This is a genomic window from Candidatus Gastranaerophilales bacterium (assembly GCA_028693235.1).
GTDB lineage: Bacteria > Cyanobacteriota > Vampirovibrionia > Gastranaerophilales > Gastranaerophilaceae > JAQUVW01.
The window spans coordinates 274,898-300,405 of record JAQUVW010000002.1 but is presented as its reverse complement, the minus strand read 5'-3'; the positions used below and the strand labels follow the sequence as shown (position 1 = coordinate 300,405).

Below are 25,508 nucleotides of genomic sequence, written 5' to 3'. Positions count from 1 at the left end.
CGGAGGCTCTAGGGGTTTGTTTCGGACATTAAAATTTTAAAAATCAGTCTCAAACGTGTTTGAAAAATAGCGATTTTATGCAAAGTGACTAAAAAGTCCGAAATTACCACATTCTTGCATTTTCTGCAATAAATTTTCTGACGAAAGAAATATAAATGGCAAATTTTAAAACCAAAATTTTAAACACACTAAAAAATAATAAAAATACAGATAATACTTTAAATTATTTATCCAATATTCAAAATAATTTAATAAAAAATTATTCAAATCCTGTATTTTCTAATCAATCAAAAAATAAATTATTAGAAAAATATAGCAAAGTCGAAAATTTAGGCAAAGCGATTTATAGACATAACGCACTAAAAGAAAATAATATAAATGCAGAACAAGAAGAAGAAAATGTTTCAAATCTTGTTTTAAAAGGCGGAATAAGTAATTGTAGATATGTTTGGCATTCGGACAACTCAGAAAACACATGTGAAGAATGTGCTGCTCTCAACGGCACGGAATATGGTTTTGAAGATGAAGTTCCCGAATGTCCACATCCGAATTATCAATGTTGGGTTGAAATAATCGAAAACGATAATGATAATATGGATGAAGATAAAGAACCTTGCGATTGCCTTTCGCAACTAGAAGAATGGTTTAATGAGTGCGAAGATGCTTGTTCTGAGGCAGAAAACATGGGTGCCGAAATGAAAAATTCTCAAACTGATATGACTGATATTATTGATCGCGTTTCTTCATATTCGTTAAATGGTTATAGTGTATTTTTATCTGAAGCTGAAGCAATTGTAACTAATACGTTAGAAACTTTAACGGATTTAATGTCTCAAATTGTTGAGAGTATCAAGATATTTTGGAGTAACTACAATGACTTAACTCAATTAAAAGAAGAAGTAGGGCATTATGTGAATTGGTCAGCTGAATATTATCATACAAATGCAAATTGTGAAGCCGCACAATTAGGCGATGCGGGTGCAAAAACAGCAACAATACTCGGATATCTTAGAGAATTAGGTGATTTCCCAAAAGAAATTTTATTTAAAGGTCAAAGCATTGAACAAGCCTTTAATAATAGCATGCACGACTTAGAAGTCAATGAAGAAGGGCGTAAAATAGGGTGCGAAAATCCAAATGGGAATTGTGGGGATATCATCAAAGGTCGAATAAAAGTGGACTGGCCACAAAACCATTAAAATTTTGTAATATAATATCTATATGAAAAACTTTTTTATAATTTTAATAAAATTTATATTTGGTTTATTATTGTCATTATTGATTTTATATTTTGATTTTATTGTATTTTCAATAAGTGGCAAGACAAATGTTGTTGATTGGCAAATTGTTATTTATGTTGCTTTTTCCTTTTTTACTGCATTCTTAATTTGGGTTATTGTATTTACAAAAATAAACTATAAATGCAACTTTTTAATATTTTTTTTAATTGTTATATGGCTGTTTTTACCACGATTTTTGCCAAATGTGATGAAAGCTTTTGACATTGATTCTTGTCTTGATTCTGGTTTGTGTAGAGAGGGGATAACTAATATGCAAGACAATAAAGGTAATTCTATCTCTATCAACAAAGAAAATTGTATCAATAACGGATACAAATGGTACGAAGAGGACAAATCTTGCGATTTGAGAAAAAACAATAAATAACGGTTCTATTAGATTTTAGATGCAAATTGATTGACCATGAATCCTTGCAGGGATTTGTAATGGATAGAAAATGAGTTAAAATGTGTAATGCAAAGGAATGGTTTATGAAAAAAGAAATGCGACAAGAATTGTTAGAACAAAAAATGTCAGCACAAGGCATACAAGCTCGCAAGTTTCGCCTCAGCTCAACTGCTCGTTTTGTAAAAATCGCCTAATTTAAGTGGTAGTAGATTTTTATATCGCCTAGAAAAGATGATACGAATTAAACTGCTTTTACAAAACATTTCACAAAAAACTTTAGCACAAAGAATAAAGATATAATTGACAAAGAACAAGAAAACAATTATTCAAAAATTTCAAAAAATGAAGAATGGTTCGAAGACCTTTTATATAAAGATTTATAAATCAAAAATATCATAAATTTTTATAAAATAGCTTGAAAATATTAATAATATAAATCGAACTCCGCTCGAACTTTTTGAAACCATTGATAATATTGAATCTTAAGACAATAACGTTGGGGTTTGTTTCGGACATTAGAGGTGCTAAAAAGTAGCCTCAATCGTAAAGTGTGTTTGAAGATTAGCGATTTTATGCAAATTGACTGAAATGTCCAAAAATTCCGTTTTCTTGCATTTTTCTGCACTAAATTTCCCGTCAAATATTCATAAAGTAGCCTCAAAGCTAAACACTGTTTATATTATAGCGATGGAACGAAATCGGACATTTTTCGAGCAAATTATTGCCACTCCAAAACTTGGAAGGAAGTTGGAAAGGTTTGTCAAATCTAAATTATATGCGATTTGTTCATTTTCATAATTTTAAAAAACTTGATTTGAGGCACAATAATATAGCTTTTTCAGTCAACTATTCAATTACGTTAAAACCTAATATATTCATTTTATCCTTAAATTCGTTATAGTAATCTTTAATTTTATCTTTATCTACGATAACTTTTAAAACCTTTTTAGCACGAGAGCATCCAACATAAAACAATTTGTAAGCAATTAAAGTTCCAAAAACCATATTAGTGTTTATTGCTTTAGTTAGCTTTGAAACTATTGTTTTATTAGTATACTCCGCAATTGCATCTGAAAAAAAATAATTAAAATACATATTGTTATTGTATTTATTTGATAATTCATTAATAAACGCATTTAATAGATGTTTAATTTGTTCAAAAGTATCTTTTTTTAATTCACTAATTTTTATAGAATTGTCAGACTCAAATTTATGAACGTCTTTTAAATATTCATAATAAAAAGATTCAAAACTTGTATAATCTATATTATGTGTAGATAATAAATTAAAAAATCCATACATTTTTACTAATGGATTTCTTGAATCTTCTGCAATAAAAACAACTTCATCATGACCTTCTCCCTTTACACCATGTTGTGTAGAAATTCGGGGTTCCTTTAAATATTTACATGTGTTTTTAAATTCTATTAAGGGTTGTTCTAAAACTTCTGAATACTCATTATCTTCTAAGTTTTCAAAAAATACATCCATAATTGATTCGTTGATAATGTTTTCATCTTTTAAGGCAATTAAAAAGTCAGCAATTTTTAAATTTTCATTATATTTTTTATATACGTAATTAATTAACTTATTAAAAGTAATTTTATCATTATGAACATTGATCTTTAAAATGCTTTTATTATATATTTTATTTTTGGGATTCTTTATTTTTTGGATAAGTAATCCATATTGTTTTAATTCATGTTTTTCAAAAAAATCATTTATTTCAAATAATAATTTAAATAATGGATCTGGATTATCATTATTATTTGTTAATAAAACATCAACTGCTCCATATTTTCTACCAAAAGAATATTTTTCCATGTTTGAAACAGCTTCGAATAAATTTTCAGCTCCTATTTTTTTAAAACGTTCTTTATTGAAAATATAAAGTTTTAAAATATTAGGATTATTTTGTTCTATTATCGAGAGTGAATAATTAAAATCCGTTGATATATATAAAGATGGAGGAGCACTACACAAATCATTTATATCAGAAAATTGCTTATATTGTTCATCATTATATATATTATTTAAAACATTAACAATATTACCGACTGAGCGATAATTGTTTTTCAGGAAATAGCTTTCTTTATCAAAATTTTTTAGCATGTCTTCAAAGGTACCATCATAATTTTTGTATATTTGTTGCATTTTATCTCCACACAAAAATAATTTTGTAGTGGTGTTTTTTACAACGCTATAAAAAAATCGTAAAATGTTAGCAGAAGTATCTTGATATTCATCAATAAAGATATATTTAAATTTAGCAGATATTCTTTTTTTTAGTATAGGATATTTATCTAACATGATTTCAGCAAAAGACAACAGATCATCATGAGACAGACCTCCATAATATAAAGAATTAAATGATAATTCGTTATATTTTATTTTAGTAATTGTTCCTTTTAAATATTCCAAACTTAACTTACCATCATTCTCGTCTTTAAATTTCTGATTACTAATTATAATTTTTTCATCTGTTGATGAAATACGCTCTTGTATTTTGGTTTCATAGATATCAAAATATAAATCAATTATCTTTTTATCGGAAAAATAAATATTCAAAAAATCAGAAATAAATGAATGAATTGTTTTTATAATAACATTTTTGGAATTAATTTTTGACAATAATTCTTCTGCTGCACGATTTGTATATGTAATGCATAAAATTGCAAAATCCTTGTCAATTGAAATTATTTCATTGATTTTATCTCTTATAAAAGTTGTTTTTCCACTACCGGCCGGAGCATTTACTAAGAACAAATTATTTTCAACTACTGAGCTAGCCAAATCAACCCCTCCTCTATATAGTTAGGAATAAAAGTTTCTAACTGCTCATTATCTAATAAAATTAAAGAATACATAAAATCTGTTTTGTTGTCACTTGTAGCCCTAACAATATCTCTCACACCTATATTGTCCCCTATATCATTACCATTAAAATCTTTTAATGGAATTTTAAATTTTAATAATGATTTATTTATTTCCCAATACTCTTTAGTTTTTTTATTTTCTACAATAATATTTAATTTTTTGTTTAGTATAGCTTCTTCTAACGTTCTTGCATATCCATCTTCTTTTGTTTGGAAATATAATTTAATATTTGGATTTGTTTGCACCCATTCGTATAAATTTTTGATTGTTATCATTTCTTTTTCCACATTAATGGAATCTGTATAATACGACAACAAACCTTCATTCGTTGTCTTTGATTGAAAAATATCGTCAGCCGAACATTTAGAGCTATCATAATCAATATCTGTAAAAATTACAGTTTTAATACCTAAAAAGTTTAAAATATCTTTATATTTATGAGAATAGGCCCCACCTACTTGTACAAAAGAAATATATTGACTGTTTAATTTATTATATTTATTAAGTTGTAATAATCTTTCTAAAAACATTTTTTCGGTGTCACCTTCATACATAATAATTTTATTCGCAAATATTAAATCAGAATAATTTACTTTAAATAGTAATGAATAAAAAAGTTTCATGTCTTTCTTCTTAATATCTTTCATGAATTTATTTAGATCGAATATTTCGTTTTTTAATATTTGTTCCGTCGTTCTAATTACCCTTATTGTTTCAATTTCACTAACCTTTACTATTTCATTTGAATGTGTAGTTATTAATCCTTGTATATTTTCGCTATAAAAATAATTATTTAAATATTTAATAAGAATTCTTTGCATATGTGGATGCATATGAGCTTCAGGTTCTTCAATAACAAAAAAATTAACTAATTTATTATCATATGCTTTTTTGAACTTTTCTATTTGGATATGTATATAAATTAAATTACTATAGCCTAGTCCTTGTGATTGTTCTTCAAATAAATAATCGTCAACTTGGTATTTTGCTATTGTAGAATTAGAAATCAAATTGCCAATGTTTTCTTCTGTTAGATTAAGTTCTAAATGTGGAGTACCTATTTCACACCCATTTGTGCTTTTTAATTCTTGCATAACTGGCTTTAAACACGCATACGAATTATCTGTAATCTCCTTTTTAATATTAGTATTATCAAATAATTCAAAGACTTTTTCCGGAGTATCTTTCAATAAATCTTTCCATTGCTGTGTGTCTGAAATTAAATCAATCAAACTTTTGCTAATTAAATAGTTATTATTTGTTTTTTCATCAGATAAATTTCTATCAGCATTTATTCTGACAAAATTGAATAAGTTTTTAAATTTTGTAACATCTAGTTCTATTTCATTTTGATATACATTATTACAAAAATAGAATTTGTTTTCAAAACTCTGCTCAAATAATTTTGTTATTAAACTATTTTTTATATTTTGTTGTTTTAATTCTGAATTTTGACGGCTTTCCTCATCCTTAGAATTATTTAATTCTTCTTGAATTTGATTATAAGTTGTAATTTTCTCACTAAATTTTTCATAGTCTTCTGATACTTTACTTATGAAAAATTTATAATTAAAATAATATCTGTACATAAAATAAAAACTTTTATTTGTATCATCTAATTCCATTAAATAATCCGCAAAATTCGTAATTTCATCATTTTCCTTATAGCTAATTTCTAGTTGAACTTCAATAGAATCAATTAGATTAATTGATAATTTTTCTTCTAATTTGTTTAAAAAATTATTTTTATTTTCTGCTTCAGTAAGGCTCTTTATTAAGATTTCTATTAATTTGTTTTTTTGAACTTGATATACTTGTGCATTAATATCAGTAGCTTTTATATTTTGAATTCCATTTTCGAAAAGGTTTCTATATAATTCTACAAGTGAAGTTTTTCCACTATTGTTGGGACCTGCAAGAATTGTAATTAAATCATTATAACAAATATCTACATCATAAAATTGACGATATTTTTTAATTTTCATTCTGCTTAAGTTCATTTTTCATACACCCCTTGATATTGTTATTCAAATACAAATATAATCAACTTACCATTAGACACTTGTATAATAAATTTATATTTCATCTATGCTTTCTATTCCATACAAAGGAATATCGTACAAATTATCTGTTTGCTTATAATCCGCCAACGAAGTCCTTATTGCCATTTTAGGATTAAATTTTTCCATATAAACTTTCAAACTTTTGGCTTGTAAATTTGTCGTCGCTTTTACCTCTACTGGAATAACACTATCTTCAATTTGGATAACAAAATCCATTTCTGCAATATTGCCCACATTGGACCAATAAAAAACCGGTAATTCTTCCATTGATTTAAATTGTTGCAATACATATTGTTCTGCAATTGCACCCTTAAATTCTTCAAAAATCTTATTACCGTCAATGATTGTATTAGCTTGTAAATTAGTCATTGCACCAAGCAATCCGACATCAAGGACAAACAGTTTAAATGCATTAAAATCTTCATATGCTATTAATGGTAATCCGGGTTTTGAAATTCTATTAACTTTATAAATTAAACCGCAATCACACAGCCATTCCATCGCATTTTCTATGTCTTTTGCTCTTGCACCCTCTTTAACTGCACCATATATAAATTTTTTATTTTCACGCGCCAATTGTGCAGGAATTGATTTCCATAACAATCTTGTTTTTGCGAGGGTATTTGCCGGTACATGTTTAGAAAAATCTTTTTCGTAAGTTGCTAAAATGTTTTTCTGTTTAGTTCTAACTTTTGTAAAATCCTTATTTTTAAGAAAATTCATTACGACTGCCGGCATTCCGCCAATATAACAATATTGTTTCAATAAATTTTCAAACCTGTTTTTAAATATAGAAATCATTTTAAAATCTTTTTTTTCAATAAGTGCAACAAGCTGAGCTTCACCCATCGCAATGGCAAATTCAATAAAGTTTAATGGATATAAATCCACAAAATCCACCTTGCCAACAGGAAAACCTGTTCCTTCATGGCAAGAAACGCCAAGCAAACTTCCGGCAGCAACAATATTATATTGAATTTTATTTTCACTGAAATATTTTAATGAGGTTAAGGCTCTAGGGCATTCTTGAATTTCATCCAATATTATTAACGTGTCATCAGCATTGATTTTTGTGCGGGTTTCAACTTCAAGAGCCAAAATAATTCTTTCTATATCATAATCCTCATCAAAAATTTTACAGAATTTTTCGTTATTATCAAAGTTTACATAAGCTACTTTTTGATAATACTTTTCTCCAAATTCTTTCATTAACCAAGTTTTGCCAACTTGTCTTGCTCCTCTTATGATTAAAGGATTTTTATCTTCAGAGTCTTTCCATTCAACCAATTTTTTTAATGCTTTTCTTTCCATGACAAACCTCACTTTATTAGATTATATTATATCACAAAAAGAACAATTTTTGGACGAGTTTTAATAGAAATTATTACATAATTTTGACGACTTTTATTCACTAAACAAACAAAATGCCGATGACTTTTTAAATGAATTTGACACAATTTACACGACTTTTGGGCTAATTTTACACATTTTTGACAGAAAATCTTAAATCATCAATTATATAATTTTCTAAGCCCATTTGTTGTTTTATTTTATAAAACTCGTTTCTAATCTTGCGTTTTAGGTGTTCTTTGTTTTGAGTGTCAGCTAAAATATCATTTAGCTTTTTGTTTTCGGTAATCATAGTTTTAATTATCGGTTCAAGATACGAATAATTTTTGCTGACTGTCTTAAAAATTTTAGCAAGTTGTTCTGGTGTCAAAATTTGAACTTCACGTTTCGGGATTTTTTCTAATCGTTTGACCTCAAAAACACAAGTGCGTTCAATATAGCCCTCATTTTGAAAATGTTTAATTATTTGATTCAAAAGAGCAAGAATATTTTTAATCCTGCGTTCGGATATTTTATTGTTTTGCATAAATAATTTAAAATTCTGAACATCACCTACCGTAATATTTTCCAACCTGAATTTTAAAAAATAAGGAATAATTTGAGCATTAATAAAAGATTTATACGTTTTGAATGTTTGAAATGTGGTACTATTTTCTTTCGTTTTTAAGAATTCCTCACAAGCTTCAATTACGCTTATTTCAGAGCTTTTACATTTTATTTTTTTATCAATAATTTTAAATTTATCGACTGTTTTTGGAACTTCCACATATTCAAAATATTTCCCGCTTTGTTTGATATTTTTAGAGTTTTCTAAAAATTTGATAACTTCATTTTCATCTAATTCGCTAAACATAACAATATCGTCAACAGTAAATGTTTTAAGCCGCTTTGCGATTTTTAAAATTTTACTTTCCATTCAAAACCTCCTCTGCGATATTTTCATCAATTGCGGTTAATCCGTTAGCTTCTGCGACACACTCGAATTTATCAATAATCCTTACGAGTTGCCGAAATCTTGTTGCTTTTTTATGAATGATTTTTATTGCTTCATTTTCAATTCCAACTTCTGCTAATTCGCTCACAACCTGCTTTATATCCTCTAACTTAAATTCTTCAAAATGATATATTTCAGAAATCCTGTCAAACAAATGGGTGTGCTTTTTTAATTTGTGTTTTGCTAAATTCATACCAACCAAAATTATAGGAACACCAGTTTCATCGTGCAAATCTCGCAGAGTTTCTATGGCTTTGAAATCTGCTAACAGATAATCTATTTCATCAACAATAATCATTTGAGGCTTCGTTTTTAAAACATTCGCACATTGCCTAAAAATATCCGCCGTATAAAATCTCGGAATTTCATCAAGTTCCTTTGCAATTTCTTCCAACAACCATTTAGGGGTCATTGAATTTGTTGCCCTGATGTATATTGCATCAAATTTTATTGATAAATAAAGTGCAGTTTTAGTCTTGCCAAGACCTGCTTCACCATATATCAAACCGATTTTGCTTATGTTATCAGGTTTGTTTTGCAAGCTGTAAATCAATTCCATAAACCCTTTAACGTTTTTTGTTTTACAAAAGATTTTGTTCATAAATTTTATACTCCTTTGTTTCTTTGAAATATTTAAGCCAATTCCTATCATCAGCTGAGGTGCAACCATATCTCATTAAATATTCGTACCGTTCAAAATTATTTTTGAACAACGGTTTTATTGCAGGGTTATATTTTTCTTTTGGCGGTTTTTGATATTCAGGTGTTTCTGTTGTTAATACTTTAATTTCCTCTCTACAATCTTCTTCAATCAAATCACATTGTATAATTTCTAAATCCTCAATATTCAAGAGCTTTTTACACTCTTTTATCGTTTTATTTTTAAGCTGTTTTTGCTTTTGGATTTTCTGTTTGTAATCTTCAATATCTTTGATTTCGCCTGTATAATTTGCGAGCGGATGAGTTAATGTAATTCTGTCTGCCTTGCACAAAAATTTGCCGTATTCACTATAAACCTTGATATAGCTCAAATCAAAGAGCGAATATTTTATCATTACTTTTTGCCGCAATCCGTAAAGTGCATCATTAAAATACCAAGTATTTAAAAATCTTATCCCCAGGCTTGATATAGTTTTGACCTCTTGTGCCAACATCAAATCATCAAGTAATTGTTCATTTATTTCTTGCCTATCAATGGTTTCAAGCATTTGTGCTACAGTCTTATCCTTGCAATTTGAACAAGGTAAACTATTTTTATACTCCAGCCAACTGTCAATCATTTGAATGGTTTGAGCAATTGTTGGAACTAAATTTTGATGTATTTTAGAATGAAATTTTTCATTCCTTTTAAGTCTTGCAGGCTTATTTTCAATATTTGTTCCAATGTAACTCGGTAACATCTTTTCAAAGCTTTCTTGCATTTCAAGCCAAAATCGCTCAATAACTTTCGAGCGTGCATTATACGGATTGGCATAAATTGTCGTTATTCCTAAATTTTCATAAATACCACTAAAATAATTGTTTTTAAACGCTTTGCCGTTATCTAAATAAACAAATTTTGGAATGTGTTTTATGTTTAAAATAGCATTCCTTAAAGCAGAAGCGACACATTGTGTCTTTTCTTCAATCATAATTTCATAACCGACTAACGCCCCTGATTTCCAATCCAAAAATCCGATAATCGTTGCACGCGTCGGCTTTCCTGTGAACGGATTTATTATTTGAAAATTCAATCGTTTGCCGTCAGCGACCAAAATTTCGCCAACTTCAATTTTTGAAATATCTCTTCTGATGTGTGGAACAACTTGCTCTTTCAACGCTTTTTCGCCATCACGCATTAATGTCCATTTGTCAAAATAATTATTTTTGTACCAATTGGCAAACCGCCTAAATGTCGGTGACGCAGGAATATATTCAGCATTTTGATTTTTTAGAATATATTGAGTTAATGAAATTGCCTTGCCGATACTGAATTTGTTTGGATGTAGCAATAATTTTAAAAATATTTGCTTTTCAAAATTCGTCAATGTCGTTCTTGAATAATCAGAGTAATGATAATTTGGCAATAGCAACTCGTAATTTTGCGAACCGTCTAAAATCCTTTTCCACCTTTCAAGCGTGCCGGTTGAAACTTTACCGATTTTTGAATAAATATCAGGATACAAAAAACCTGAATTATACGCACTCAAAAAATCTTTATCAAATTGGGTTTTGCATTTTTGATTTTTTCTTTGTCCTTGCCAAATCTTAACAAGCTCATATCTTGCAAGTGCAATGCTTTTTGCACTATCCGGTTTTATAGAATTTATAACTGTCGGTAAAAGTTTTTTGTTTTCCGTAGGTAAAAATTTATTTAAATATTTTTCTTGCAATTCAGGCTCAATACTTGATAACAAAATTTCAAAACTCTTTCCGCCTTTGACATTTATTTCTTTGGTCTGATATTTGTTTTTTGCCAACCTAACAGCCCGAGTACTAACGCCCTTGAGTTCTGCTAATTCTTTGATTGAAATATATTTTTCATTGTTATCCATACTTCCATCTATCACTCATTAGTCGGAAGAATGGAACTGTTTCCGACTAAAACGAATCATTCGGACACACTTGCTTTCCTTAAACGCAGAGTTATAATGTGCAATGCAAAGGAATGGTTTATGAAAAAAGAAATGCGACAAAAAATAGAATTGTTAGAACAAAAAATGTCAAAATCCCCAAATTTAAACGGTAGTCGTTTTTTATACAGACGAGAAAAGATGATAAGATTCAAACTGCTTTTACAAAATATTTCACAAAAAACTTTGGCACAATATTTAAAAGTAACAGAAAGCTATGTTTCAAAACTCATAACCGGCGAACGCTATAACCAAGACTTTGAATTCTTCCTCGAACGTCATTTAGAAATTCATTATGGGTTTATTTAATATTATTCGATTCAAAATCATTTAATGTTGTTCCGTTGGATAGTTTCCATTCGATTCTGCCGTTGGTACTTCCACCTTTTACAATATCTGAAGCTGCTGATGGTGATTTAAAATAAATATCTTCTAATGTTTGAAAAACATCTTCAAACTCTTTAACCTTATTCGAGGAAACAATTTCTTGACGTTGTTTATATGTCGGAACTTTTGGATAACATTTAGCTATTTCTTTTTCAATATAAGAACCTTTTAATAATACATATCCATTATCGATTGAAATTAATTTAGCTTTCTTATCTTTATTATTTCGTTTTAAATGTAAATAAAAAATGTTTTTTGAAATTTCTTCCGTGATTTCTTCTTTTTTACCAGTATTAATAAAATCTATCAAACCAAGATTATTTAAAACAAATATTATTTTTTCTTTAAATCCGTCGGCTTTTGCTAAGTCAAACGATTGAAGTTTTCCATCTTTTTTAGTATTTGAATTACAACTATTATCAAGATTTATTGTTGTTAAATTTTCTTGAGCCAATTCTATAAAAGCTGCTTCAAGATATTTGACATGAGCTTTATTTAAATCCCCTTTTTTAGAAGTAAATACAATAAAATCTTCAAACCAATCTTTTTTCTTATCACAAGAATGGGTTTGGAATCTATTAGCAATATTTTCGGTTTCGCCTATATATAAGGTTTTATCCCCTGTTTGATTATTCGCCCCAATTAAAAAATATATTCCAGGTTGTTTTAATTGATCAATTTTTGAAAGAAGTGAGATATGTTTTCTTTTGCCAATAAAAGCAACTCCATCCAAATTAGAAACTTCCGCCATTTTTAAATTTTGGTATTCTTGCATAATTAAAAGCTGAATAAAATCATTTGCCATATTTCCACCTCATTGAAATATTATAGCAAAAACATGTGCTATAATTGGTTTATGCTAAAATTTTCATTAAAATTTCAAAATAGAATAATAAATCTTGAACAAGCTCTAGATTTTGTTGGCTTTGTTATCAAATTTATTGAAAATCATTTTAATTGTAATTTGGAAAGATATAGGATTACAATTGATGTTTTAAATAAACTTTGTTTAGCTATTAAAGGGATAAATGACCATAAACCTGAAAAATACAAGTGTAAAATTGCGATTGATGTTTTATCAGAAATTGCCGAATTACAAATTAAGAACGAAAAAGAATTAAAAAAAATCCGAGAATCTGCAGCTTTTTGCAAAATTGTACTCGATAGATGTAATAATTAAATTTCCTCAATATACCAAACAGAATTTGTGTGGCTGTTGAAATTATAACGGAGTTGAAAATAAAACCTTGACTCAATCATATTGTCATCAGGGTAGTTGTAGAAGGTTTTTGCGAGTTCAGTTTGACGAAAATTCTCAAATGCGGATTGGATTTCTTTAGCAAATTTATTACGGAATTCAGGATAGGTAATTTCTAACACTTCTCCGGTTCTTTTATTTTTCAATCTCATCATAGTCCTCCAACGGCGCAAGATTATCAAGCTCAATGTTGTATCGTTTTCCGTTTTTATCAACGCAAGTGGCGAAATTGACAATGTCATCTGTAAATTTATTTTTCCAAGTTTTGATTAGTAGTCCGATTTCTTGTGTTTTTAGGTTTAAAATCTTTGTTCCAAGTGCAATATCCATAGTAAAAATCCTTTCATTTACAATCACATTAATCGATTGCAAGTGAAAGAAAATCAACACTTTGTGTCAAAACAGAATCATTTCAACACAATATTTTTAAACACCTTTTAAACGACTTTTAAAACACGTTTAAACATTGTTTAAAAAAATAAATTATAATACGCAATCGTTTACAATCAAATGCATTTAAGATTTTTCATGGTAAGATAATTCTTATAGTGAGGTGTTCTATGGCATTAAAAATGGAAGTTCAAATTGATAATAATAAGATTTTTTCGCCATTAAGAGATAAGTGGCTTGTTTTGACTCCTGAAGAAATAGTTAGACAAAATTATATTTGCCGTTTAATAAATTTTTATGGATATACTCTTGAGCAAATGGACGAAGAATTAAAAGTAAATAATTCCCATCGAGGACAAGGAAAAGCCCGAGCAGATATTGTTATATGGAAATCAAAAGAAGATAAGCAAAAGAAAAAATCAGCATTTATTGTGATAGAATGCAAAGCTGAAACAGTTAAAATCAGACAAGAGGATTATTATCAAGGTGCAAATTATGCGGCTTGGTCTGGCGCGAATTTCTTTGTTACAACAAATGAAAAAGAAACTAAGTTTTTCAAAGTTGATAAAGAATCATTACCAAAAGATTTAGACGAAATCATAGACATACCAAATGCTTCAATTATTAATGATGAGAAAAAAATAAACAAATTGTTATCACAGACTAAGGCTTTTTCAAGAGATGAATTTGCTAAACTATTATTCAAATGTCATTGTATAATTAGAAATAATGATAAATTATCTCCAGAGGCTGCGTTTGATGAAATAAGTAAAATTTTATTTATGAAAATAAGATATGAACGTAACCCCGATGAAGATGTTTTATTTTCATTGGATAAATTTCAGCGAGATGAGAAAAATTACGAAAAAAATATCAAAAAACATTTAAGAGAAGAAGATCAAATTCCTTATATGCAATATCTTTTTAAAGGTACCAAGGATGAATTTGCAGAAGATAAATTATTTGATTCTTTTGAGACAATAAAAATTAAGCAATACAGTTTTGAGCAAATTGTTAAAGAATTGGAAAAATATAATTTGTCTGCAACCTCTGATGACGTTAAAGGTATCGCATTTGAACATTTTTTGGGTACAACTTTTAGAGGCGAATTGGGGCAATTCTTTACTCCAAGAACTATTGTTGACTTTATGGTTGAAGTACTGGACCCACAAGAGGGAGAAACTGTATGCGATCCGACTTGTGGCTCCGGAGGTTTTTTGATTAAATCTTTTGAATATATAAGAGATAAAATCGAAAAAGACGTTGAAGAAAATAAAAAATTATTGAAATCAAAATTATTTAATGATGAATATGAAAAAATGACAGAGGAACAACAATCTGAAGTTAATGAAAAATATAATGAAATTTTAAAGAAATTAAACTCAGATATTAATGTCCCTAATAAGGCATACTCAAAACAATCTGAAACCGAACGAAACAGAAGAATTTCAAAACTATCTTCAAGTTGTATTTATGGAACTGATGCAAATCCAAGAATGGCAAGAACATCAAAAATGAATATGATAATGCACGGTGATGGTCACGGTGGTGTTCATCATCACGATGGACTAATAAATATTAACGGGATTTTTGAAGGACGATTTGATGTTATATTAACAAATCCACCTTTCGGAGCGCGTGTTGAAAAAGATTACAAACTTAGTGAAACTGACAGATTTTATGATGATGAAAAATTAAAAGAATATGAGGAACGCTACGGAGAAGATTGCGTTAAACAAATTAATGAATTAAATAATGCTATAGATGAAGGTCAAAAAGTCCTAGATAGATTTGATTTAGGTAAAGTTAGTGGGCTTACAGAAGTGTTATTTATGGAAAGATGTTTAAATCTTCTTAAAAAAGGTGGAAGAATGGGAATAGTTCTTCCTGAAGGTGTTTTAAATAATTCAAACTTACAAAAAATTAGAGATTATTTTGAATCCAAGGCAAAAATTCTTTTAATCACTTCTATTCCGTCTGATGTGTTTATTGCCTCAGGTGCTACAATTAAACCTAGTTTATTGTTTTTCAAGAAATTTACAGAACAAGAAGAAAAACAATATGCTGAAATAAAAGCAAAAGTTGAAGAGGAAATAAATACAAAAGTTCAAAAAGAAATCGATACTTATTTTAAAACAGAAAAAGACAAAATTATTTTATTAAATTTACCTTCGAAAAAATCAATAGTTGCATTAAATGTATTAGAAAAACAATGTAAAAAACTTTTTGACAAAGAATTTTTAAAACAAATGGAAGCCATAGGAAAAGACAAAATTAAAGAATTATTTGACTATGAAATACCAATTGTGCAAGTTGAAAAAGCAGGTATTACAACAACCGGCGGACAATGCGAGAATGAACTTGTTGACGTCGCAAAGGAATTCAAAATATACCGAAAAGAAAAGAATTTGTGGGAAGATAATAGCGTAAATGTTTCTTATAAATTACAAGATAATAATTTGTTACGCATTATAAATAATGAGGAACAAATTATTAATGAATAATGCAGAATTTTCATATTTAAATTTTATAAATTTTTCATTCTTATCACTTTGGGATTATAAGCGATACGCTTCAAATTCCATTATTTCAAATCATAATATTGTAAAATTGTCAGATTATATAGTAGAAGAAAGTCAAAAAATAAAGCCTTTTGACTTTCCAAATGAAAAATTTGAAATTTTAGGTGTTAATAATAAAACAGGTTTATTTGATGCATATGTTGAAGAAGGTTCTAAAATCAATCAACCGTACAAAATTGTAAAAAATGGTTTTCTCGCATATAATCCATATCGTATAAATGTTGGTTCTATTGGTTTAAAAACTAAAGAACAAAAATATAAATATATAAGCCCTGCTTATGTTGTATTTAGTTGTAAAAAAGATTTATTGCCAGAATTTTTATATATTTTATTCACAACAAATAAATTTAATGAACTAATTCGTGAAAATACAACGGGTTCAGTCAGACAAACTCTTTCATTTACTTCGATGGGGAATATTATGTTTCCTCTACCTTCATTATCAAAACAACAAGAAATTGTTGATAAGTATAATGAAAAAATAAAATTAGCTAAAAAACAAGAACAGCAAGCAAAACAACTTGAAGATGATATAGAAAAGTATTTACAAAACGAACTTGGGTTAAAAATAGTTAATAATTGTTTTGAAAAAAATAATATATGGAGTATTTGCAAATTATCACAATTAAACAGATGGGATATTTATAATAATACAAGTTCTCTTTCCTCTCAAAAATATAAAATATCAAAATTTAAAGATATAGTAGTTGGTAAGCCGATGTATGGAGCCGGAGAAAAAGGCGTAAAAATAAAAACAGATGTTCGTTATATAAGAATTACCGATATAAATGAAGATGGTTCTTTAAACAATGATATTGTTTCTGCAGAAAAAGTTGATTCTAAATATTTATTAAAAGACAATGATTTTTTAATAGCTCGATCAGGAAATACTGTTGGAAAAACTTTTTTATATAAAAATATTTTAGGGAAATGCATGTATGCGGGCTATTTAATAAAATTTAATCTTGATATAGCAAAGGTAATACCTGAATATATTTTATATTATTCAAAATCAAAAGCATATAAAACTTGGATTTCATCAAATCAAAGAGCAAATGCTCAACCAAATATAAACAGTAATGAATATTTAGAGAGTCCAATGGTTATTCCGCCCATAGAAATACAAAATAAAATAGTAGAACATATAGCTTTGATACAAGATAAGATAAAATGCCTTAATAAACAGGTCGAAAATAGTCGCACACTTGCACAACAAGAATTCGAAAAGGAATTGTTTGAATAATGGATTTTAAAACTATATTTTTAGATTATTTTAAAAAACAATTTTTAGCAAATTTACCAATAAACATTGATGAAATGAAAGAAATGTCGCATGGATATGAAAAACAAGCCGACAATGCTCTTGAAGAACTATTTAAGGAAGAATTGATTACAGGTACTCAAGAACTTAATGTTTTTAGTCCGGGAATCAAATTAGAAAATCACAAAACAATTGAATTGACAGAAAAGGGAATAAAAGAAGTAGAAAAAAAGCTTACAGATAATAATTCAATAAAAAATAGTATCGAAGAAAATGAAAAAATATTAACAGTGGAAGATTTGATTAAAAAAGCTCCTAAAAATTTGACTATTGAAGAAAAATATAATCAGATTAAAAAAGAAATATTAATATTCTTTTATGAATTATCGCAAGAGCCATGCCTTTTATTTGATCATAAAAGTAAGCCCTACACTTTATATACAGTTAGAGGAAAGATTAGGGAAATTGAATCAAAATATATTCCAAATTCTGGATATCATTTGGAATATGTTATTAATCAGGAGCTTTTTAAAAACGAATTGACAACATATCGTTATGGAACGAAATATGTAAATGAAAATGAAAAAATTGGTATTAAAAATTTTATTACAGAAAACGGAATAAAATATCTTGAAGAAAATTATTCATATTGTCCAAACAAACCACTTAAGGATCTCTCTGACCAAGAACTTGTCAATACTTATGGTAATGTCGTACCAAGGTTATCTTCTGCTTTGCTAAAACTTGCAATTCATCCTGAATTATATTCACAAAATATAGTAAAACAAATTAATTTAATTAATAATGCTCAAAAAATTACGGGGTTAAATTCAGTTGCATTAAAAATAGCTCAACAATTATCAGGTTCCGCAACAGCAAATCTTATGTGTGATTCTGCTGCTGGCAAATTGGCTCAACTATTAACTGGGGTTCCAAGTGTTAAAGCTTGGCAAAATTTTATAAATACAAATTCTGTTGCTTTAAATAATTCTCAAATTGGTTTTAATGCCATTAATACTATAAATCCGGCAATCGTAAAAGCTACTCAAAATGCTACTCACTCAATGAACACTGCCCTTGTAGATGCATTTCAGCAATCAACCAAAGCTCTTAATGCCATTAATTCAGACCAAGAAGAAATAACTGCTGAGCAAAATGATGAAAAAACATATACATTTGAAGGTATATTAGGTCAAAATTGTGGAGAAATAGAATTACCAAGTGGAGAAGATTTAAAAAGAATCAAAATTAAAGGCTATAAAGTAAAAGACGGTATTAAAGTTTTAAGAGGATTTGTAGATGCTTCTAAGTTAGCTGATTTTTCAAAAGCTGATGAAAATTATCAAAGAGATAAACAGCCGAAACATTTAAAAGCATTAGAATCATTTGTTAATAGCATGAAAACTTCTGCAAAATATTTACCGGAAGTTACTTTAGTTGCCCGAGGATACCAAAAATTTGAACCTATAAAATTATCTGGCACTTTTACAGAAACACAACAAGGTGAAATTGATAATTTGGAGCATTGGCAACTTACAGTAAACAAAAATCAACTATATAGAATTGACGGTAATCATAGATTAGAAGCAACAAAAGATAAAAAGATTTATATACCATTTTCTATAATCGTTTGGGAAAAATCTGATATTAATGTAGATGACGAAGCATTTTTGTTTTATTTTTTGAATAGTAAAGCTAAAAAACTAACTACTGAAGAAAATTTAAAAGGGCTAGTTGATGCTAATACTTGGGAGAATCATGAATTAGAAAAAGCAAATGTTTTATTGCCATATATTCGTCATTTTAGAAAAGAATTCGAAAGCCACAAACTTTTCAAAAAAGAATATTATAAAAATAGCCAAAACAAAGAAAATGCAAAAACTCAAATTCTAAATATTTTAGAAATTATTTTAAAAGAGGAACAACGAACTAACGAACAACAAGAAAACTTGTCTTTTGGAAAAGAAAAATTTGAAGCATTTTTAACTGGTACTCAAGAAATATTATCTCAGAAGGATAGATTTAAATACTTGCGAGAAAAGTTTAGATGTTTCCCTCAATTTGTGTTTTATTCTTTATATAAAGAAAATGGTAATATTGAAAATGCAATTAATTTTTTATCTAATGCTAATTCTTTAACAGAATATTTTCAACATGACTCAAACTCATTTAATTCTGCCGATAAAATGTATGATAATTTAATAAAACTATAGAATCTATTATTGATGAATTAAAGCAAGAAAATGACGTTTTAAATGGTAAATTATGTTTATATCCGATAATGACTTATAAAGCAGAGAGTACTGATATCTTATCAAATATGGATAAACAAATAAATGAATGTGATATATTTATAGCTGATATTTCCGAACATAGAAAATTAAATGTTAATCCAAATGTAATGTTTGAACTTGGTAGGGCTTTTGGTAAAAGTAAAGTTTTACTTATTAAAAATAAAGATAATTCATTAGACAAAACACCTTTTGATATTAAACATTTTGATATTATTCAAATTGATTACGGAATGGGTTTTGATGAATCAATGAAAACAAATTTAAAACCAAGAATTTTAGAAATTACAAAAAAATTGATAGGATTTTGCTAATATTTCTTCCGACTAACATGTCAGCACAAGGCAGACAAGCTCCGCCGACTCGTTCCTCGTCGCTTCGTTTTGTCAAACTCGTGATACTTTCTGTCAAACTCCCTGACACATCGTAAACGTTTTAAGATTTGTTTTGGTGTTGTATTGTTAGAACTCATTATACTGCGAAGAATGCTTGTTATAACACCAAAAGAGACGACCTAAGTCGTCTCTTTTGAAATGGTGGGCGTTGAGAGGCTCGAACTCCCGACATCTTCCTTGTAAGGGAAGCGCTCTACCAACTGAGCTAAACGCCCACACCATTTATTTAATTTTCATTTTCTGACCCAGTTGGCAGAGCTATATCTGTTCTACCGTGAGGCTCAACCTCACTGGGGCAACTGAGCTAAACGCCCACACCATTTATTTAATTTTCATTTTCTGACCCAGTTGGTAGAGCAATATCTATTCTACCTTGAGGCTCAACCTCACTGGAGCAACTGAGCTATACGCCCAAGCCACTTTATTCATTTTTTACATTTATTATATTACAGGATAAATTTTTTAAGTCAATAGTTTAAACAAATACTTTCTTCATACATTCAACTAAATAATCTATTTCTGTTTTTTGAATTACCAATGGAGGAGCAACTCTTATGGTATTTTCATGTGTTTCTTTTACTAAAATACCATATTTTTTAAATAACAACTCACAGAATGGACGAGCTTTTTCATTGAGCTCAATCCCAACAAATAGCCCGATACCTCTTATTTCTTTAATTTTAGGCGAATTAATTTTATTTAATTGTTCCATCAAATAAGCACCTGACTCAGCGGATTTTTCGCACAATTTTTCATCAATGATAACATCCAAAGCACTGATTGCTATCGCACAAGCTAAAGGATTTCCACCAAAAGTTGAACCGTGTTCTCCAGGGTTAAAAACGCCTAAGATTTCTTTGTTTGCAAGGACTGCTGATACCGGATAAAAGCCGCCCGATAAAGCTTTCCCGACAGTAACCATATCTGGTCGAATATTTTCGTGTTCAAAGGCAAACATTTTTCCTGTTCTGCCAAATCCGGTTTGAATTTCATCTAAAATCATGAGGATATTATTTTCATCACAGATTTGACGAATATCCTTCAAATAACCCTTTGGCGGAATTTTTATGCCCGCTTCACCTTGGATTGGCTCAAGCATAACCGCTATGGTGTTTGGATTTACCGCATTTTTAATTTCTTCAATATCGCCATATTTAACAACAACAAAACCGTCTGTATAAGGCCCGAAACATTTTTTCGAATCTTCATCTGTTGTGAAACTTATGATTGTAGTTGTTCTTCCGTGGAAATTTTCAGAACACACAATAATTTCGGCTTTATTTTCCGGAACTTTTTTGAGAGTATATCCCCATTTTCTTGCAGCCTTTATAGCAGTTTCTACGGCTTCGGCACCACTATTCATTGGCAAAACTTTTTGATAGCCTGTTATAGTGCAAATTTTTTCGTAGAATAAAGGTAATTTATCATTTCTAAAAGCTCTTGAAGTTAGAGTGACTTTGTTTGCTTGTTCAAGCATGGCTTGGAGGATTTTGGGATGTTTATGACCTTGATTAACTGCAGAATAGGCACTTAAGCAATCCAAATATTTTTTGCCTTCAACGTCGTAAAGCCAGACTCCGTCAGCTTTTTCGACAACTACGTCAAGCGGTTTGTAATTTTTTGCACCGTATTTGTCTTCCAAATCAATATAAAATTGTGCAGATTTTTTAACCGCCATAGAGTCTCCTTTTCATCAAATTTTCAACGTCAAGCATTTTGCGGCACCGCCAGCTTTCATATACTCGGACAAATCTGTTTGAATATGTTTAAAGCCTTTATTTGCTAAAAGCTTGTCAAATCTTTCTGTTGTCAAATTAGTAACCACTGTATCACCAATATTTACGGCATTACAAGTAAAATAAGCAGCTTCTTCTTCATTTACAATAATTCTTTTTTCTTCTGGCACATTTGCCTCGATAACCTTGTTTCCATACTCATCAAAAGCACCTGGAAAATATATTACATATCCGTCAGTTAAAGGACAAAAACAAGTATCTAAGTGGTAGAAATTTTTGTTTACGAGCTCAAGAGAGAGCACCTCAATGCCAAATAAATCTGATATGTATGTATGAGCAGCAATGTCTGTTCTAGGAACATAACCGGAAAAGAGCACATCGCCTAAATAAAGAGCATCGCCAGCCCCTTCAAAAGCCATATTTTCAGGCATCATATGCACTTCGTAGCCGTTTTCAAAAAACCACTCTGCGAAATATCTTTCCTCGGGAGCTCTTTGCGGATACTTAAACTTTGCAATTAAAGCTTTGTTTCCGTGCATAAGAGCTGCATTTGCAGTAAAGACCATATCAGGGACATCTTCTTTTGGCACAACGAGTTTTACATCAGCTTTCAAATCATCTTTCAAAATGGAATAGAGATTATTCCATTGAGAGAGTGCAAGCTTGTTGTCAGCTTGCACATTCACGTTCATCCAGGGATTGATTTCATACTTAATACCGTAATGTTTTGGAGCACACATCAAAATTTTATCAGTCATTTAGATTTCAAAAGCTCCTTGTTTTTCAGATATTTCTATAGCTCTTTCAAGAGCGGCTTCATTTGGTGCGTCAATTAAAAAAGTTGCCTCTGAAACGTCTTTCCTACGAGAACCTATTTTCACATCGATTGTGTAACACTCTACACCTGTTTCAGCTAGTTGATCTAAAAGCTTTGACAATACAAGAGAATCAATTATATGACCTCTAAGTTTTAATTCTTTTTTCATTTGCTTAATTCCATTTTCTTCTCACCATAAATAAAAAAATGACGTTTCAGATTTTTATGGCAACTTGTGTAAAATTAACGACTTTTTCATTTTAAATCTTTTTTTTCATCTGTCAAAGTTAAGCTATTTAAGGATTTTCAAAAAAAGAAGAAAAAACCAAACAAAACGAAGATTTGACATTACTATTTAAAAATTTTTTACATTGATTTTATAAAAATTCAAAAAATAAAATAAAAAAAACAAAAAAACTTTTATTAAAAAATTCATATTTACAAAATTTAACATACCATTGCCGGTAAATTTAAAGAACAAAAACAAAAGGTGCCCAAAAGGCACCTTTAAAAGATAATGGGGTAGTTTTAGTTATTGAAAATATCTTTTTAATAAACCATCGAAAGCCGCACCGTGTCTTGCTTCATCTTTGCACATTTCATGGACAGTATCGTGGATTGCATCATAGCCCAATTCTTTAGCACGTTTAGCGATTTTAAGTTTTGCTTCACAAGCTCCGCCTTCAGCAGCGACACGCATTTCAAGATTTTTCTTGGTAGAATCTGTAACGACATCGCCCAACAATTCACCGAATTTTGCAGCATGTTCAGCTTCTTCAAAGGCAATTCTTTTGTAGGCTTCAGCGACTTCAGGGAAGCCTTCTCTGTCAGCTTGGCGGGACATAGCCAAATACATACCGACTTCAGAGCATTCACCTGCGAAGTGGTCTTTTAGTCCTTGTAAGACTTCTGCATCAACGTCTTTTGCAACACCGATTCTATGTTCATCAGCCCACCCTGTAGCAGCAGCAGGGGCATCTTCTTTTATAAATTTTTCACCCGGAACTCCACATAACGGGCATCTAGCCGGAGGGTTTTCACCTTCATATACGTAACCACAAGCAGGACATGTAAATTTTGCCATAATAACCTCTTTTCTAAATCTGATTGTATTTTCAAAGATTTTTTCAAATCCATAAATACATAATAGCAGATTTTTTTCACTTGTAAAGTGCTTTTTGAGAAAAAATAGTATTTATTCTCAATTTACGTTACAAATGTTTACACGCTTTTTTTGGCAATAATTACTCTAGCAATTTTATCCAAATCATTTTTTAATGAAATATTTGAAAAGCCATAATCTTCCAACAACAATTCAACGGAAGCCGCCTGACCTATACCAAGTTCAAAAGCAATATTACCGCCATCTTTCAGATATTTTGAAGCTTCTTTAATGATTCTTTCATAAACCCCCAAACCGTTGTTTTCAGCAAATAAAGCTGATTGTGGCTCAAATTTTCTAACCTCAATTTGCAAATTTTCTAACTCAGAGAAAGGTATGTATGGTGGATTTGATACAATCAAATCAAATTTTCCTTGTATGTTTTGAAATAAATCAGATTCAATAAAATCAACTTGGACTTTATGTTTTTCAGCATTTTTAACAGCAACTTTTAATGCACCGGAAGAAATATCACAGGAAATAACTTTGGCTGCCGTATTTTTTGCAATTTCGATTGCAATACACCCTGTCCCCGAGCCTATATCTAAAACCTCTGGCTCTGATAAATCTTCTAAAATATCAATTGATTTTCGGACCAAAATCTCCGTTTCGGGTCTGGGGATTAAAGTATTTTTATCAACAAAAAACAAATCTCCCATAAAAAAAGCTTTGCCTGCAAGTTGTTGTATAGGTTTTCGGGTTTCAAGCCGTTCGGATACTAAAGATTCAATATGTGTAAAATATTTTTTATCAACTTGACGCCCCATGACAGAATCTTGAGGATAAAAACCAGCCACGACTTCCAAAAGGAAATCGACTTCCGACTGAGCCTCATAGGCATCAAATCCTGCTTCAAGATATAAATTTATTAATTTTTTTCTAAACATCTGTAAACATCCTGTTCGTGCTCATCAATGATAGCACTAATCATGTTTTTAAGGTCAAGTTTCGAAAGATTTTCCACCGAAGCCATATCAAGCTTATATTTTTTGCACAAAGATTTGTAATAACTTAATTGCTTAGGACTAGGAGGTTCCTTAGACCAATGGAAATCTCTCGCCTTTTTTCTTTGCTCTTTCATATACAATTTTTGTTTTTCGATATACGGTTTTTGCTTTTCTTTGAGCTCAATTTCTTTTTTATACTGACTAATTAAGAATTTTATTTGTTTTATAAAGTCCTCGGACTCAAATTGAGGAATAATCCACCCAAAATGAGGATTTCCGACCTGTGAATAATACATTTCATCATCATAAAATTCAGAAAAGACCTCATCTGTTGAAAGTGAAGCATTTTTCCTCGTAAAATTTTTTATAAATGAAATCAACGAAGCCTTTTGATTTTTAGACAAATCCAAAAAAAGCTTAGTTTTTTGTATAAACATTATCGAAATAAATCTCTTAAACTAAATTTTTCATGAGTTTTTTTGTTATTAATAATACATTTTTTCAAAATAGGGTTTGAATGGAACTCAGATGATTTTTTTGGCACAACATCATTGCCTGATGAGGTATCAGCATCAGGGAGAAACGGTTTAATGTCAATTATAGTCTTATTTTCGTCCATAAATCTATTTTACATCTTTTCTAATAAAAAAGCTATCAGCTTGCATATATATAAAGTAAAAAACATTTTAAAAATTTACCA

The 25,508-nt window shown here is 29.3% G+C and carries 23 protein-coding genes and 1 tRNA gene; 7 read left to right on the top strand and 17 right to left on the bottom strand.

Annotated elements, in window-relative coordinates; all coding sequences use genetic code 11:
• Positions 1–155: 155 nt before the first annotated feature.
• Positions 156–1,199: a hypothetical protein gene (locus PHV37_04535; protein MDD3237345.1), complete on the top strand. Its 1,044-nt coding sequence runs from the start codon at positions 156–158 to the stop codon at positions 1,197–1,199.
• A 1,333-nt stretch (positions 1,200–2,532) separates the two neighbouring features.
• Here the strand turns inward: PHV37_04535 and PHV37_04530 are convergent.
• The 6 genes from PHV37_04530 to PHV37_04505 all read right to left on the bottom strand — a co-directional run bounded on the left by PHV37_04530 (position 2,533) and on the right by PHV37_04505 (position 11,504).
• The gene (locus PHV37_04530; GenBank protein ID MDD3237344.1) at positions 2,533–4,479 is read right to left on the bottom strand and encodes a UvrD-helicase domain-containing protein; all 1,947 of its coding nucleotides are present in this window, start codon (positions 4,477–4,479) and stop codon (positions 2,533–2,535) included.
• Positions 4,464–6,563: an AAA family ATPase gene (locus tag PHV37_04525; protein MDD3237343.1), complete on the bottom strand. Its 2,100-nt coding sequence runs from the start codon at positions 6,561–6,563 to the stop codon at positions 4,464–4,466. The genes PHV37_04530 and PHV37_04525 overlap by 16 nt, the downstream gene beginning before the upstream one ends.
• 75 nt (positions 6,564–6,638) lie before the next feature.
• On the bottom strand, positions 6,639–7,937 hold the full coding sequence (locus PHV37_04520) for an ATP-binding protein (protein ID MDD3237342.1): 1,299 nt from the start codon (positions 7,935–7,937) through the stop codon (positions 6,639–6,641).
• Between the two features lie 169 nt (positions 7,938–8,106).
• Positions 8,107–8,892, bottom strand: coding sequence for a hypothetical protein (locus PHV37_04515; protein MDD3237341.1), 786 nt, complete (start codon positions 8,890–8,892; stop codon positions 8,107–8,109).
• Positions 8,882–9,571, bottom strand: coding sequence for an ATP-binding protein (locus PHV37_04510; protein ID MDD3237340.1), 690 nt, complete (start codon positions 9,569–9,571; stop codon positions 8,882–8,884). The genes PHV37_04515 and PHV37_04510 overlap by 11 nt, the downstream gene beginning before the upstream one ends.
• Positions 9,552–11,504, bottom strand: a complete 1,953-nt coding sequence (locus PHV37_04505) for a Mu transposase C-terminal domain-containing protein (GenBank protein MDD3237339.1) — start codon at positions 11,502–11,504, stop codon at positions 9,552–9,554. The genes PHV37_04510 and PHV37_04505 overlap by 20 nt, the downstream gene beginning before the upstream one ends.
• Before the next feature lie 120 nt (positions 11,505–11,624).
• Between PHV37_04505 and PHV37_04500 the strand changes: the two genes are divergently transcribed.
• Positions 11,625–11,891 carry a helix-turn-helix transcriptional regulator gene (locus PHV37_04500; protein ID MDD3237338.1) on the top strand — a complete coding sequence of 89 codons (267 nt, stop codon included), beginning with the start codon at positions 11,625–11,627 and terminating at the stop codon, positions 11,889–11,891.
• On the opposite strand, the gene PHV37_04495 is transcribed toward PHV37_04500, so the two are convergent.
• The gene (locus PHV37_04495) at positions 11,884–12,774 is read right to left on the bottom strand and encodes a GIY-YIG nuclease family protein (GenBank protein ID MDD3237337.1); all 891 of its coding nucleotides are present in this window, start codon (positions 12,772–12,774) and stop codon (positions 11,884–11,886) included. The genes PHV37_04500 and PHV37_04495 overlap by 8 nt on opposite strands.
• A 51-nt stretch (positions 12,775–12,825) precedes the next feature.
• On the opposite strand from PHV37_04495, the gene PHV37_04490 reads away from it, so the two are divergent.
• A complete protein-coding gene (locus tag PHV37_04490) occupies positions 12,826–13,149 on the top strand; it encodes a hypothetical protein (protein MDD3237336.1) in 324 nt (107 codons plus the stop codon).
• Here PHV37_04490 and PHV37_04485 read toward each other — a convergent pair.
• Together PHV37_04485 and PHV37_04480 are read right to left on the bottom strand one after the other, a co-directional pair.
• On the bottom strand, positions 13,146–13,382 hold the full coding sequence (locus PHV37_04485) for a hypothetical protein (GenBank protein MDD3237335.1): 237 nt from the start codon (positions 13,380–13,382) through the stop codon (positions 13,146–13,148). The two genes, PHV37_04490 and PHV37_04485, sit on opposite strands and share 4 nt — an antisense overlap.
• A complete protein-coding gene (locus PHV37_04480) occupies positions 13,363–13,557 on the bottom strand; it encodes a hypothetical protein (protein MDD3237334.1) in 195 nt (64 codons plus the stop codon). The genes PHV37_04485 and PHV37_04480 overlap by 20 nt, the downstream gene beginning before the upstream one ends.
• Positions 13,558–13,787: 230 nt before the next feature.
• On the opposite strand from PHV37_04480, the gene PHV37_04475 reads away from it, so the two are divergent.
• From PHV37_04475 to PHV37_04460, 4 genes are all read left to right on the top strand, one after another.
• Positions 13,788–16,121 (top strand): N-6 DNA methylase, encoded by a 2,334-nt coding sequence (locus PHV37_04475; GenBank protein MDD3237333.1) that lies wholly within the window; start codon positions 13,788–13,790, stop codon positions 16,119–16,121.
• Positions 16,114–17,442: a restriction endonuclease subunit S gene (locus PHV37_04470; GenBank protein ID MDD3237332.1), complete on the top strand. Its 1,329-nt coding sequence runs from the start codon at positions 16,114–16,116 to the stop codon at positions 17,440–17,442. The genes PHV37_04475 and PHV37_04470 overlap by 8 nt, the downstream gene beginning before the upstream one ends.
• Positions 17,442–19,673: a hypothetical protein gene (locus PHV37_04465; GenBank protein MDD3237331.1), complete on the top strand. Its 2,232-nt coding sequence runs from the start codon at positions 17,442–17,444 to the stop codon at positions 19,671–19,673. Before PHV37_04470 ends, PHV37_04465 begins: the two co-directional genes overlap by 1 nt.
• A gap of 68 nt (positions 19,674–19,741) precedes the next feature.
• The gene (locus PHV37_04460; protein ID MDD3237330.1) at positions 19,742–20,065 is read left to right on the top strand and encodes a hypothetical protein; all 324 of its coding nucleotides are present in this window, start codon (positions 19,742–19,744) and stop codon (positions 20,063–20,065) included.
• Positions 20,066–20,285: 220 nt separating this feature from the next.
• On the opposite strand, the gene PHV37_04455 is transcribed toward PHV37_04460, so the two are convergent.
• From PHV37_04455 to PHV37_04420, 8 genes are all read right to left on the bottom strand, one after another.
• A tRNA-Val gene (locus PHV37_04455) sits at positions 20,286–20,361 on the bottom strand.
• Positions 20,362–20,621: 260 nt separating this feature from the next.
• On the bottom strand, positions 20,622–21,824 hold the full coding sequence (gene rocD / locus PHV37_04450) for an ornithine--oxo-acid transaminase (protein MDD3237329.1): 1,203 nt from the start codon (positions 21,822–21,824) through the stop codon (positions 20,622–20,624).
• A 15-nt stretch (positions 21,825–21,839) separates the two neighbouring features.
• Positions 21,840–22,640 carry an arginine deiminase-related protein gene (locus tag PHV37_04445; protein MDD3237328.1) on the bottom strand — a complete coding sequence of 267 codons (801 nt, stop codon included), beginning with the start codon at positions 22,638–22,640 and terminating at the stop codon, positions 21,840–21,842.
• Positions 22,641–22,868, bottom strand: coding sequence for a hypothetical protein (locus tag PHV37_04440; GenBank protein MDD3237327.1), 228 nt, complete (start codon positions 22,866–22,868; stop codon positions 22,641–22,643).
• 363 nt (positions 22,869–23,231) lie between these two features.
• A complete protein-coding gene (locus tag PHV37_04435) occupies positions 23,232–23,783 on the bottom strand; it encodes a ferritin family protein (protein ID MDD3237326.1) in 552 nt (183 codons plus the stop codon).
• A 137-nt stretch (positions 23,784–23,920) separates the two neighbouring features.
• Positions 23,921–24,748 (bottom strand): peptide chain release factor N(5)-glutamine methyltransferase, encoded by an 828-nt coding sequence (prmC, locus tag PHV37_04430; GenBank protein ID MDD3237325.1) that lies wholly within the window; start codon positions 24,746–24,748, stop codon positions 23,921–23,923.
• Positions 24,730–25,245: a hypothetical protein gene (locus PHV37_04425; GenBank protein MDD3237324.1), complete on the bottom strand. Its 516-nt coding sequence runs from the start codon at positions 25,243–25,245 to the stop codon at positions 24,730–24,732. The genes prmC and PHV37_04425 overlap by 19 nt, the downstream gene beginning before the upstream one ends.
• The gene (locus PHV37_04420; GenBank protein MDD3237323.1) at positions 25,245–25,427 is read right to left on the bottom strand and encodes a hypothetical protein; all 183 of its coding nucleotides are present in this window, start codon (positions 25,425–25,427) and stop codon (positions 25,245–25,247) included. The genes PHV37_04425 and PHV37_04420 overlap by 1 nt, the downstream gene beginning before the upstream one ends.
• Positions 25,428–25,508: the final 81 nt, after the last annotated feature.

Bases quoted from the DNA above. Each gene is read 5' to 3' on its own strand.
- PHV37_04535 (MDD3237345.1), top strand. From the start codon at position 156: ATGGCAAATTTTAAAACCAAAATTTTAAACACACTAAAAAATAATAAA.
- PHV37_04525 (MDD3237343.1), bottom strand. From the start codon at position 6,563: ATGAACTTAAGCAGAATGAAAATTAAAAAATATCGTCAATTTTATGAT.
- PHV37_04520 (MDD3237342.1), bottom strand. From the start codon at position 7,937: ATGGAAAGAAAAGCATTAAAAAAATTGGTTGAATGGAAAGACTCTGAA.
- PHV37_04515 (MDD3237341.1), bottom strand. From the start codon at position 8,892: ATGGAAAGTAAAATTTTAAAAATCGCAAAGCGGCTTAAAACATTTACT.
- PHV37_04510 (MDD3237340.1), bottom strand. From the start codon at position 9,571: ATGAACAAAATCTTTTGTAAAACAAAAAACGTTAAAGGGTTTATGGAA.
- PHV37_04505 (MDD3237339.1), bottom strand. From the start codon at position 11,504: ATGGATAACAATGAAAAATATATTTCAATCAAAGAATTAGCAGAACTC.
- PHV37_04500 (MDD3237338.1), top strand. From the start codon at position 11,625: ATGAAAAAAGAAATGCGACAAAAAATAGAATTGTTAGAACAAAAAATG.
- PHV37_04495 (MDD3237337.1), bottom strand. From the start codon at position 12,774: ATGGCAAATGATTTTATTCAGCTTTTAATTATGCAAGAATACCAAAAT.
- PHV37_04490 (MDD3237336.1), top strand. From the start codon at position 12,826: ATGCTAAAATTTTCATTAAAATTTCAAAATAGAATAATAAATCTTGAA.
- PHV37_04485 (MDD3237335.1), bottom strand. From the start codon at position 13,382: ATGATGAGATTGAAAAATAAAAGAACCGGAGAAGTGTTAGAAATTACC.
- PHV37_04480 (MDD3237334.1), bottom strand. From the start codon at position 13,557: ATGGATATTGCACTTGGAACAAAGATTTTAAACCTAAAAACACAAGAA.
- PHV37_04475 (MDD3237333.1), top strand. From the start codon at position 13,788: ATGGCATTAAAAATGGAAGTTCAAATTGATAATAATAAGATTTTTTCG.
- PHV37_04470 (MDD3237332.1), top strand. From the start codon at position 16,114: ATGAATAATGCAGAATTTTCATATTTAAATTTTATAAATTTTTCATTC.
- PHV37_04465 (MDD3237331.1), top strand. From the start codon at position 17,442: ATGGATTTTAAAACTATATTTTTAGATTATTTTAAAAAACAATTTTTA.
- PHV37_04460 (MDD3237330.1), top strand. From the start codon at position 19,742: ATGACTTATAAAGCAGAGAGTACTGATATCTTATCAAATATGGATAAA.
- rocD (MDD3237329.1), bottom strand. From the start codon at position 21,824: ATGGCGGTTAAAAAATCTGCACAATTTTATATTGATTTGGAAGACAAA.
- PHV37_04445 (MDD3237328.1), bottom strand. From the start codon at position 22,640: ATGACTGATAAAATTTTGATGTGTGCTCCAAAACATTACGGTATTAAG.
- PHV37_04440 (MDD3237327.1), bottom strand. From the start codon at position 22,868: ATGAAAAAAGAATTAAAACTTAGAGGTCATATAATTGATTCTCTTGTA.
- PHV37_04435 (MDD3237326.1), bottom strand. From the start codon at position 23,783: ATGGCAAAATTTACATGTCCTGCTTGTGGTTACGTATATGAAGGTGAA.
- prmC (MDD3237325.1), bottom strand. From the start codon at position 24,748: ATGTTTAGAAAAAAATTAATAAATTTATATCTTGAAGCAGGATTTGAT.
- PHV37_04425 (MDD3237324.1), bottom strand. From the start codon at position 25,245: ATGTTTATACAAAAAACTAAGCTTTTTTTGGATTTGTCTAAAAATCAA.
- PHV37_04420 (MDD3237323.1), bottom strand. From the start codon at position 25,427: ATGGACGAAAATAAGACTATAATTGACATTAAACCGTTTCTCCCTGAT.